At 73.1% G+C, this 11,641-nt stretch carries 6 protein-coding genes and 2 pseudogenes; 4 read left to right on the top strand and 4 right to left on the bottom strand.

The features are described from left to right. Positions 1-10 precede the first annotated feature (10 nt). From MKL01_RS36280 to MKL01_RS23360, 3 genes and pseudogenes are all read left to right on the top strand, one after another. Positions 11-88 (top strand): annotated as a pseudogene (locus tag MKL01_RS36280) (autotransporter-associated beta strand repeat-containing protein); the annotation flags it as partial. A 172-nt stretch (positions 89-260) separates the two neighbouring features. Then, a pseudogene (locus MKL01_RS36275) lies at positions 261-383 on the top strand (hypothetical protein); the annotation flags it as partial. Between the two features lie 39 nt (positions 384-422). Then, complete coding sequence (locus MKL01_RS23360) at positions 423-5,966, top strand: autotransporter domain-containing protein (RefSeq protein ID WP_243907558.1); 5,544 nt, start codon at positions 423-425, stop codon at positions 5,964-5,966. Between the two features lie 18 nt (positions 5,967-5,984). Here MKL01_RS23360 and MKL01_RS23355 read toward each other — a convergent pair whose 3' ends face one another. Continuing rightward, positions 5,985-7,358 (bottom strand): PleD family two-component system response regulator, encoded by a 1,374-nt coding sequence (locus MKL01_RS23355; RefSeq protein WP_243907557.1) that lies wholly within the window; start codon positions 7,356-7,358, stop codon positions 5,985-5,987. A 137-nt stretch (positions 7,359-7,495) separates the two neighbouring features. Beyond that, positions 7,496-7,867, bottom strand: a complete 372-nt coding sequence (locus tag MKL01_RS23350) for a response regulator (protein WP_012318846.1) — start codon at positions 7,865-7,867, stop codon at positions 7,496-7,498. A 73-nt stretch (positions 7,868-7,940) separates the two neighbouring features. On the opposite strand from MKL01_RS23350, the gene MKL01_RS23345 reads away from it, so the two are divergent. Next, positions 7,941-8,243 carry a DUF3572 domain-containing protein gene (locus MKL01_RS23345; protein ID WP_409566313.1) on the top strand — a complete coding sequence of 101 codons (303 nt, stop codon included), beginning with the start codon at positions 7,941-7,943 and terminating at the stop codon, positions 8,241-8,243. Between the two features lie 433 nt (positions 8,244-8,676). Here the strand turns inward: MKL01_RS23345 and MKL01_RS23340 are convergent, their stop codons facing one another. Together MKL01_RS23340 and MKL01_RS23335 are read right to left on the bottom strand one after the other, a co-directional pair. After that, positions 8,677-9,582 carry a cell envelope integrity EipB family protein gene (locus MKL01_RS23340; protein ID WP_243907555.1) on the bottom strand — a complete coding sequence of 302 codons (906 nt, stop codon included), beginning with the start codon at positions 9,580-9,582 and terminating at the stop codon, positions 8,677-8,679. Between the two features lie 181 nt (positions 9,583-9,763). Further along, positions 9,764-11,608, bottom strand: a complete 1,845-nt coding sequence (locus tag MKL01_RS23335; protein WP_243907554.1) for an ABC transporter ATP-binding protein — start codon at positions 11,606-11,608, stop codon at positions 9,764-9,766. Between the last annotated feature and the right edge of the window lie 33 nt (positions 11,609-11,641).

Genomic DNA, 11,641 nt, shown 5'->3' with positions numbered 1-11,641 from the left:
CCGCCACGGGCTGTACAAGGTCGACACCGGCACCGCGGTCCTGACCGCCGCCAACACCTACTCGGGCGGCACCAACATTTGGAACGGCACGCTGAGCGCCGCGAACGCCGCCGCGCTCGGCACCGGTGTGGCCACCGTCTGGCTCGGCGGCACCCTGAACGTGAACGGCGTCACCCTGGCCAACGCTCTGTCCGTTCGGTGGACCGTCGCGAGGGGTACGAGCGTGCAGACCGGCCACGCCAGCGCCGGGCTGCGTCGACCTGACCGGCTCGGGGGCCATCGGCGACGGCGGCAACCGCAACGGGCTGTACAAGGTCGACACCGGCACCGCGGTCCTGACCGCCGCCAACACCTACTCGTGCGGCACCAACCTTTGGAACGGCACGCTCAGCGCCGCCACCGCCGCCGCGCTCGGCACCGGTGTGCCCACCGTCTTGCACGGCGGCACCCTGGACGTGAACGGCGTCACCCTGGCCAACGCGCTGTCCCTCGCGGGTTCCGGGGTCGGCGGTACCGGCGCGCTGACCGGCACCGGCATCGCCGGTGTCTCCGGCGCCTTGACGCTCGGGAGCACCGCTCGGCTCGGCGGCACCGGCACGCTGACCGTCTCGGGCGTCATCGGCGACGGCGGCAACCGCTACGGCCTGATCAAGGTCGGCACCGGCACCGCGGTCCTGACCGCCGCCAACACCTACTCGGGTGGCACCAACATTTGGAACGGCACGCTGAGCGCGGCGAACGCCGCCGCGCTCGGCACCGGCGCTGCGACGGTCGTGAGCGGCGGCACCTTGGACGTGAACGGCGTCACCCTGGCCAACGCGCTGTCCCTCACGGGCGGCGGGGCGGGCGGCGTCGGCGCGCTGACCGGCACGGGTACGGCCGGGGTTTCCGGCGCCGTGACACTCACGGGCTACGCCGCGCTCGGCGGCACCGGCACGCTGACCCTCTCGGGCGCCATCGGCGGCAACGGCTACGGGGTGAACAAGGTCGGCACCGGCACCGCGGTCCTGACCGCCGCCAACACCTATTCGGGCACCACCACGGTCTCGCGCGGGGTGCTCAACATCCGCAACGCCGGCGCGCTCGGGGCCGCGGACGGCACGGCGGCGACCGGTACGACGGTTGTCGCCAACGCGACTCTGGCGCTGCAGGGCGGGATCGCGGTGGGCAACGAGGCGCTGTCGCTCGCCGGCCTGGGGGTGAACGGCGGCGGTGCCCTGCGCAGCGTCTCGGGCAACAACAGCTTCGCGGGGGCAATCGCTCTGACAACCGGCGGCCGCATCAACGTGGACGCCGACACGCTGGCCCTGTCGGGCGGCATCTCCGGCGCGGCTGGGTCCCTTCGCGGCCTGATGCTGGGCGGCGCGGGCGACGGCACCGTCTCGGGCGCGATCGCCGGCAACATCGGCTTTCTCATCAAGGACGGCACCGGCACCTGGACGCTGACAGGGCAGAGTGCGCTAAGCGACGTCCTCCAGATCGACGCCGGGGCCCTGCGGCTGGAGGCCGGCGGCAGGCTCTCCAGCGATAACGGATTTATCGCCGTACAGGCCGGCTCGTCCGGCAACGCGACCGTAACCGGCTCCGGCTCCCACTGGACCAGCAAAGGCCTCTACATCGGAAATCTCGGCACGGGCACGCTCACTGTGGCCGATGGCGGCCTCGTCTCATCCCAAGGCGGCTATGTGAGCTATGCCGCGGGGGCCGGCAGCGCGACGGTAACCGGCATGGGCTCCCGCTGGGCCGTCAGTGACACGCTCACCGTCGGATATTCCGGCACGGGCACGCTCGCCGTGGCGGCGGGCGGCACGGTGTCGGTCGGCACCAACGGCACCGGCAGGGTGACGGTCGCCGACCAAGCCGGCTCGATCGGCACGCTGGCGATCGGCGCGGCGCCGGGCGACACGGCGGTGGCCGCCGGCACGGTGCAGGCCGGCGAGGTCCACTTCGGCGCCGGCACCGGCAGGCTGGTGTTCAACCACACCGGCAACCCGGACGGCTCGGCCGTCACCTTCGCGCCGACGATCACCGGCGCGGGCAGCCTCAGCCAGCTCTCCGGCACGACGATCCTGACCGGCGCCAATACCTATTCGGGCGCCACCACGGTTTCGGGCGGGGTGCTCAACATCCGCAACCCCACCGCCCTCGGCGCGGCGGACGGCACGGCGGCGACCGGCACGACGGTCGCCGCGGGCGCCGCGCTGGTACTCCAGGGCGGCATCGCGGTGGGCAACGAGGCGCTGTCGATCGCCGGCTTCGGTGTGAGCGACGGCGGCGCCCTGCGCAGCGTCTCGGGCGACAACAGCTTCGCCGGGGCGATCACCCTGACGGACGACAGCCGCATCAACGCGGATACCGGCACGCTGACCCTGTCGGGCGGGATCTCCGGCGCGGCCGGCGGGGCCGCTCGGACCCTCGAACTGGGCGGCGCGGGCAACGGCGTCGTCTTGGGTCCGATCGCCGGCAATATCGGCTACGTCCTGAAGGACGGGATCGGCACCTGGACGCTGAGCGGGCAGAGCACGCAGGGCACCTTCGGTATCGTCAACGGCGGGGCTCTGCGGCTGGAGGCCGGCGGCAGCCTCACCCTCAATTCCGGCCGCATCGGTTTCGCGAGCGGCTCGTCCGGCAGCGTGACCGTGACCGGCGCGGGCTCGCGCTGGACCGCGAACACCGATCTCAAGGTCGGATCCAGCGGCACGGGCACGCTCGCCGTGGCGGCGGGCGGCACGGTGTCGGTCGGCACCAGCGGCACCGGCACGGTGACCGTCGCCGACCGAGCCGGCTCGACCGGCACGCTGGCGATCGGCGCGGCGCCGGGCGATACGGCTTTGGCCGCGGGCACGGTGCAGGCCGGCGAGGTCCGTTTCGGCGCCGGCACCGGCAGGCTGGTGTTCAACCACGCCGGCAACCCGGACGGCTCGGCCGTCACCTTCGCGCCGACGATCACCGGCCATGGCAGCGTCAGCCATCTCGCCGGCAGCACGATCCTGACCGGCGCCAACACCTACACGGGCACCACCACGGTCTCGGGCGGCACGCTCAGCGCCGCCAACGCCACCGCGCTCGGCACCTCCGTCGCCACTGTCACGGCCGGCGGGACGCTGGACGTCAACGGCGTCACCCTCGCAAACCCCCTGACCCTCGCCGGATCCGGCGCCGGCGGAGTCGGCGCGCTCACCGGCACCGGCACCGCCGGGGTCTCGGGCGCGATCACGCTCGCCGGCAACGCCACCCTCGGCGGAACCGGCAGCCTGACCGTCTCGGGCCGCATCGGCGACAACGGCAGCGGCTTCGGCCTGACCAAGGTCGGCACCGGCACCGCGTTGCTCACCGGCGCCAATACCTACGGCGGCGGCACCAATGTCACCGCGGGCACCCTCGCCCTCGGCGGGGGCGGCACCCTGGGCAGCCCCACCGCGACCAGCACCGTCGCGGGCGCCACCGCATCGCTCGATCTCGGCGGCACCGCTCAGACCCAGGCCGCCGTGACCCTCCGCGACGGCGGCACCCTGCGCAACGGCACCCTGGCGGCGCCCATCACCTCCGCCGGCGGCACGCTCGACCGGATCGCCGGCACCGCGTCGCTCACTACCGTCGCCGGCACCACCGTGTCGTCCGGCAACAGCTACACGGGCGCCACCGTCGTCGGCGACGGCTCGATCCTTCGGGCGCGGGGCGCGGGCGGCTTCTCGGCGGCCTCCGCCTACACGCTGGCGGGCACCGGGACCCTCGACCTCGCTGGCGCGAGCAACGGCATCGGCGGCCTGGCGAGCTCCTCGTCCGCCGCCGTCGTGACGAGCGGCGCCGGCGGCCCGGCCGTGCTGACGGTGGCGGGCGGCGGCGCCTTCGCGGGGACGATCCGGGACGGGGCCGCGCCCCTCGGCCTGACGGTCGCGGCGGGCGGCCCCCTCGTGCTCACCGGCGGCAACACCTATACGGGGGCGACCGTGATCAGGGCGGGCGCGACCCTGCGGCTCGGGGACGGCGGCACGTCCGGCGCGCTCGCCGGCACCGCAGGCGTGGCCAATGACGGCACGCTGGTGCTGGATCGCTCCGACAGCGTGAGCTTCGCACAAGCCATCGCGGGATCGGGCGGGCTCATCCAGGCCGGAAGCGGCACCACGATCCTGGCCGGGCGCAACACCTACACGGGGGCTACCACGATCTCGGGGGGCACCCTGCAGATCGACGGCGTGCTCAGCGCCTCCGAGGTGACGGTCCGGCGCGGCGGCACGCTGGCGGGCTCGGGCAAGATCGGCGACCCGCTGATCGAGGCCGGCGGCAGGCTCGCGCCGGGCAGCGCCTCGGCGATCGGGACTCTGGCGATCCACGGGCCGCTGACCTTCGCGGCGGGCTCGTTCTACACGCTCAAGGTGACGCCCACCGCCAACGACCGCACCGCCGTGACCGGGCCGGTGACGATCCAGGGCGGCACCGTGCAGGTGCTGGCCGGCGCAGGCACCTACACGCCGGCCCTGCGCTACACGCTGCTCACCGCGACGGGCGGGGTGACGGGGCGGTTCACGACCCTGCAGACGACCAGCAACCTCGCCTTCCTGACGCCGTCGCTGATCTACGATGCCAACGCCGTGTCGCTCGGCTTCGCCCAGACGGCGCCGCTGATCAGCGCCGCCACGACGGCGAACCAGGCCGGGCCGGCCATCGCGCTGAACGGGGCCGGGCCGACGGTGACCACCACGGTGAATGCGGCGCCCGGGGCCGCACCCGCCGGGGCGACCACGCATGTGTCGCCCGGCGGCACGGCGACGACCACTGTGACGGACGGCACCACCACCACCACGGTGGTGTCGAGTCCGGCCGTGCAGGTGGCGACCGCGGTTCTGAACCAGACGGCCCCGGGCGCCGGGCAGGCGCTCACCGCCCTGTCGGGGGAGATCCAGGCCTCGGATGTCGGTGCGGTGATGCACACCGCCGCGCTCGTGCAGGAGACGCTGCTCGACCGCCTGCGCTTCGGAGGGATCGACCGGTTCGGATCGGAGTCCGCGCTCGGCGGCCGCTTCGCGTCCGGGGCGTTCCTGCCGTCAGCCTATGCTGCGCTGGCCGAGGAGGAGCAGGCTCCAGGCCGGGTGTCGCCGGCGCCGGCGCGGGCGAACGCGGCGGTCTGGGGCCAGGGGCTGGGCCAGTTCGGCCGCACCCGGGGCGACGGCAACGCCGCGCGCCTGACCCGGGAGACCGGCGGCTTCCTGCTCGGGCTCGAATCCGGCTACGGGGCCCTGACGCTGCCGGGCGTCGGCGACCTGCGGGTCGGCGTGGCGGCGGGCTACAGCACCAGCACCCTCGACATCCCGGCGCGGCGGTCGAGCGGATCGGTCGAGGACGTGTTCGGCGCGGTCTACGGGCGGGCCGCGCTCGGGGCCGTGCAGGTGCGGGCCGGGGCGATCTACGGCAGCCAGGCGCTGGATACCAGCCGCCGGGTCCAGTTCCCGGGCGTCACGCAATCGGCGACCGGCAAGGCGGGGAGCCAGACGGTCCAGGGGTTCGGGGAAGTCGGCTACCGCATCGCCGTGGGGTCGGGCTTCCTGGAGCCGTTCGTGGGCGGCGGGGCGCTTCATGTCGGCCGGGACGGATTCTCCGAGGCGGGCGGCGCGGCGGCGCTGCGGGTGTTCGGCCGCGGCTACGACGTGCAGACGGCCACCGCGGGCGTGCAGGGCGAGGCGGCACTGTCGGATCAGCTCGGCGTGGACGTGCCGGTGAGCGTCCACGGCCTGCTCGGCTACCGGCGGGCGTTCGGCGACGTTGTGCCGCGGGTGCTGGCGGCGTTCGGCGGCGGGCGTCCGTTCCGGGTGGCGGGCGCGCCGATCGACCGGGACGCGCTGGTGGGGTCGGCGGGTCTGGAGGCGCAGGTCACGGATGCGATGAGCCTGGGGGCGACGTATTCGGGACAGGTCGGCGCCCGCGGCCGCGACCACGCGGTCAAGGGCAACCTCACCCTGCGCTGGTGAGGCCGGGACGAGGCTCCCTCAGGCTGCCTGCGGCTCGACCCGGTTCCGCCCGGCCGCCTTGGCGCGGTAGAGGGCGAGGTCGGCGCGCTTCAGCATGGCACCGGGCTCGCTGTCCTCCGCGTGCCGCACGGCGACGCCGATCGAGACCGTGACGCGGATCGCCCGGGTCGCCCGCTGCACCGGGAATGGCGCCGCCTCGACCCGCTCGCGGATGCGCTCGGCGATGATCTGCGCCTCGGCGAGCCCCGCCTCCGGCAGGATCACCACCACCTCCTCGCCGCCGTAGCGCGCCACGATGTCGACGGGCCGGGTGTGCTGGCGGACCCGCTCGGCGAAGCCGCGCAGCACCTCGTCGCCGGCTTCGTGGCCGAAGCCGTCGTTGATGCCCTTGAAGTGGTCGATGTCGAGGATCAGCGCCGCCAGCGCCGGCGGGCGGGCGGGTGCGTCGGCGAACAGGGCGCCGAGGTGGTTGTCGAGGTAGCGGCGATTGTGCAGGCCGGTGAGCCCGTCGATCACGGCCAATTGCAGGGAGGCGTGCATCGCCCCCCTGAGCGCGTCGGTGAAGCGTCGGCGCTTCACCTGGGTGCGGGTCCGCGCCAGCAGCTCGTTGCGGTCGACCGGGCGGATCAGGAAGTCGTGCACGCCGAAATCGAGGCCGCGGATCACCCGGGCGCGGTCGTGCTCCTCCGCCAGCATGATCAGCGGCATGGCGCGGGTCCGGTCGAGGGACCGCAGCTGGCTGCACAGGCGCAACCCGTCGGCGCCGTCGAGGTCGAGGCTCACCAGGGCGAGGTCGAACGCCTCCTCGGCCGCCCGGGCGAGCGCCGCCTGCGGGTCGGGCTCGATCGTGACGGCGTGGTGCTGGCGCAGGGCCCCGGCCAGCCGCTCGGCCGATCCGGCGCGGTCCTCGATCAGCAGGATCCGGGCGTCGAGGCCGGTCTCCGCCGTGGCCAGCGCCAGGGGATCGCCGATGCCGAACTCGCGCGAGGCCAGCGCCCGCTGGCGCAGCTCGTCGGTCACCGCCTTGAGGCGCACGAGGCTGCGCACCCGGCTGAACAGGGCGGTGTCGTCCACGGGCTTCGTCAGGAAATCGTCGGCGCCGGCGTCGAGGCCGCGCAGCCGGTCGGCCGGCTGGTCGAGGGCCGTGACCATGACCACCGGGATGTGGGCCGTGACCGGGTTGTTCTTGAGGTGGCGGCAGACCTCGAACCCGTCCATGCCGGGCATCATCACGTCGAGCAGCACGAGGTCGCAGAGACCCTTCTCGCAGACCGCGATGGCGTCCGGGCCGTTCATGGCGGCGAGCGTGTCGAAATATTCCAGCCCGAGCTTCGTCTCCAGAAGCTTCACGTTCGGGAACAGATCGTCGACGATCAGGACGCGGGCCGACATGGTTCCTCGCAGACGCGCGGCTGGGTGGCCCGGATCCGGCGCATCGGATCCGGGAGAGCGCATCGGGACAGACAGTTGAGCAGGTCACCCGACCCGGCGCGGTCGGGTGACCTGCTCAACGGCGCGCCCCTCCGGGGTCACCGAGGCTCAAGATACGCGCGAACCGTTGCCAAAAACTTCGCGACCGAGATCGGCTTCGACAGGTAGGCCTCGCAGCCGCCCTCGCGGATCCGTTCCTCGTCGCCCTTCATGGCGAAGGCCGTGATGGCGATGACCGGGATGCCCTTGAGGTCGTCGTCCTCCTTGAGCCACTTCGTCACCTCCAGGCCGGACACCTCGGGGAGCTGGATGTCCATGAGGATCAGGTCGGGATGATGCGCGCGCGCGAGCTCGATCGCCTCGATGCCGTGGGCGGTCTTCAGGGTCGCATAGCCGTTCGCCTCAAGGAGGTCGTTGAACAGCTTCATGTTCAACTCGTTGTCCTCGACGATCAGCACCGTCTTCTTCATGATCCCCTGTCCCGGTGCGTGCCGATCATGATTAGCGGGCGGTGAAGCCCTCCCTCGCCTTTGTAGCGTTCACATGTTGATGAATGGCAAACCTCTTCAAGGGCATGAGTCCGACGAACGCTTGGCGCTCGACGTTCTTTTGTGGATCGCTGGGGACGAGGACCGCCTCATGCCCTTCCTGGCGGCCAGCGGCCTCGGCCCCGAGACGCTGCGCGCGAGCGCCCGGGAGCCGGCCTTTCTGGTCGGCGTCCTCGACCACGTTATGGGCGACGAGAACGTCCTTCTCGCCTGCGCGGCGGCCCTGGACGTGAAGCCGGAGCGGATCGCCGCAGCCTGGCAGAGGCTGTCGCCGCGGCCGAATGATGAATGGGCGTGAGGTGGCGGGCTGCGCGCAGGCGCGTGCCCGTCCGGGCGAAGGCGCGCCCTTTCCCGCCGGCCCGGCGAGCGACGCACGGCGGAGTTTTCAGCCCCCGAGCCGTGGAAGCGTCGATCCTGTTCTCCGGGAGCAGCCTGCGGAAAGCGTTCCCCCCCTGTCATCCCGGGGGCGCGCGGCAGAGCCTGGGCTCCCGACACGCCGAGGGGGCAAGACCCCGTATGGACAACGGTTCCGGTCTCAGGATTTGCCTGCGGCGCCCCGGAATGACGACGGGGGTCAGGCCTCGCGGGCAGCGGAGGCGGTGAACATGCCGGCGTGAGCGACAACCTGCGCTCCTGCGTCCGTGGCCGGATCGGAGGTCATCGGAAGGCGGTGGCGGAACCGTGCCGCGCGGAGCGCTGCGCGGTGGTCCGCTCATGCGGCCGGCACGCCGTCAGGGCGTGCAGCCCTTGCCGGCCTCCTTGTCGCCGCGCCCCGCCTGCGCGTCGATGTCTAGGGCGGTCATGTCGCCCAGGATGGCGAAATCGCCGTAATCGAGCTTGAGCGCGCCGCTCACGCCGTTCTCGTAGAGGTCGAAGCCGAGGGTGTAGATCGGCGTGCGCTCGCCGGCGCCCTCGGTGTAGTAGCTCAGGCGCACCGGCCAGTGCGGCACGGCGGCGAGCGCCCCCTCGCGGAGCGGCTTGTCCCGGGTCGAGCCGGAGGCCGCCGCCGGACCCGTCTCCGTATGGCCGATCACCGCGAAGGTGTCGTAGATCTTCCGCCCGTCGTCGGAGCCGTCGAAGACCTTGACCGACAGGGTCGGCTGGCCGGCCCGCGCGGTCTCGATCAGGCGGCGCATGTGCTCGCTCGGGAACAGGACAGGCCCTTCGACGGTCAGCGGCTTGCCGGGCCCCTTCAGCTTCACCGTGAGGCTGTCGCCCTGCTCGGAGGCGGTCCCGTCCACCGGGGCGGCGGGCTGGTTGTTGGTGAGCGTCGTCGTCTTGAACCGGAACTCGCGGCCCTGCCCGCCTTCGAAGGTGGTGCTGCGCATGTCGGACAGGCGCGTGCCGCTCTCGCCGGAGGACAGTTCCGTCACCTGGCGGGTCAGCATCGTGTAGCCGCGGCACGCATCGCCCCGGAAGTCGATGACGATGCGCCCGCGGGCGCTCTCCACCGAGCGGGTGCCGCCGCCCTCGGCCAGCGACAGGTCGTAGACCGCGCGGTGGTTGGCGAGCACGATCCCGGGGGCCGGCGCTTGCGGCTTGGCCTCCGGTTCGGGCGCGGTCGGCGGGGCCGCCTGCGCGCCCCAGGCGGAGACGAGAAGGCCGGCCGTCAGCAGGCGGGAGAGGCGCAGGCGCATGGATGACCTCGGTTCAGTCCGCCGCAGATAGCAGGCTGGGGGAATCGGGCAATCCTCGGACCGCATTCGGGGACATCGTGTCCCTGGGATGGGCCGGGGCATCGTCGGCCGAAAGGGCTGCCGGTCCGGCCTCGGGGCACCGCCAGGACGGCCCGCGCGGCGGCACGGCCGCGGCGCGCCCCTACCGGTAGCCCTCCGCCTGCAGGGTGAACAGCTCCGCGTAGCGCCCGCCCCGCGCCATCAGGGCGGCGTGGCTGCCCTCCTCCAGAACCCGGCCGCCCTCCAGGACCAGGATCCGGTCCGCCATGCGCACGGTGGAGAAGCGATGCGAGATCAGCACCGCGGTGCGGCCCGCCGAAAGCTCCCGGAACCGCGCGAAGACGTCGTGCTCGGCCCGGGCGTCGAGGGCCGCCGTCGGCTCGTCGAGGATCAGGATCCCGGCCTCGCGCATGTAGGCCCGGGACAGGGCGATCTTCTGCCACTCGCCCCCGGAGAGATCGAGGCCGCCCGCGAAGCGCTTGCCGAGCGGCTGGGCGTAACCCTCGGGCAGGCGCTCGATCACCGGGGCGGCGAGGCCGCGGGCGGCGGCGGCCGCGATGCGGGCGTCGTCCGCCAGGGCCTCGATCCGGCCGACCGCCACGTTCTCGCCGGCGGTGAGATCGAAGCGGACGAAGTCCTGGAAGATCGCGCCGATCCGCGCCCGCAGGGCGGCGAGATCGTAGTCCGGCAGCGGCACCCCGTCGAGGAGCACGCGGCCCTCCTGTGGGTCGTAGAGCCGGGTCATCAGCTTGACGATCGTGGTCTTGCCGGCGCCGTTGCCGCCGACCAGCGCCACGGTCTCGCCGGCCCGTACCGTGAAGGACAGGTCGCGCAGCGCCCAGGTCTGCGTGCCGGGATAGCGGTAGCCGACCGATTCGAAGACCAGCCCCTCCCGGATCGGGCGCGGCACCGGCACCGGGCGCGCCGGCGACCGGATCTGCGGCTGGATCGCGAAGAACGAGAAGAAGTCGTCGAGGTATTGCGCCTGGCCGGTGATCTGGGTGAGGCCCAGCAGCAGCCCCTCGATGCCGCCGCGCAGGCGCTGGAAGGCGCCGGCCAGGAAGGCGAGGTCGCCCACCGAGAACGAGCCCGCCACCGTGCGCCAGACGATCACCGCGTAGGCGGCGTAGTAGGCGAGCGTCCCGAGGCTCGCGAAGGCGAAGCCCCAGCGCGCCCGGGCGGCGGCGAGCCCCCGGTTCTCCGCGAGCAGACGGTGCGCCACGGCCGCGTAGAGGCCGGTGACGTAGCCCGACAGGCCGAAGAGCTTGACCTCCTTGGCGGTCTCGACGCTGGCGCCGAGGTAGCGCAGGTAGTCGAGCCGGCGCCGCTCCGGGCTGCGGATCCAGGCCAGGCGATAGCCGGCCTTGGTGAAGTGCCATTCGTTGAGAAGGGCCGGCACCAGGGCGGCGCCGATCAGCACCACCAGGCCGGGCGCGAAGGCTGCCACGCCGGCCGCCAGGGAGGCGAGCGTCACCAGCGCCTGAAGCTGCCCCAACACCGTCGCGATGAGCCCGGTGCGCCCGCTGACCTGCCGCCGCGCCCGTTCCAGCCGGTCCTGCTGCGCGCTGTCCTCGAACTGCGCGAGGTCGAGGGCGGCGGCATGCGCCATCAGCCGCAGGGAGGCCGCGTTGGCGTAGAGGTCGCCGATCAGGGTCTCGGTGAGGTTCGTGAGGCGGCCGGTGAGGTCCGAGGTCAGGGCGAGGCCGAGTTCGGCCGCCACCAGCCAGGCGAGCCGCTCCCGGCCCGGATCGGCGAGCCAGTCGGTGAATCCGATCTCCGGGGTCGGCCTTGCGTGCGCGGCCACGATCCCGTCGAGAATCAGCTTGGCGAGGTACAGCGACAGGACCGGCAGGCACGCCGCCGCGAGGCGCAACGCCAGGCTCGCGGCCAGGAGGCGCGGGCTCGCCGCCGCGATTTCCCGGACCAGCGTGGGGAGGTAGCGCAGCGCACCGAAGCGCTCACCCAGGCGCGGCGCCTGACCGGTCATTCCCCGGCGATTTCGTGCTTGAATGGAATAGCC

The sequence above is a fragment of the Methylobacterium sp. J-070 genome (assembly GCF_022829385.1).
Lineage (GTDB): Bacteria > Pseudomonadota > Alphaproteobacteria > Rhizobiales > Beijerinckiaceae > Methylobacterium.
This window is presented reverse-complemented; position numbering and strand designations above follow the sequence as displayed.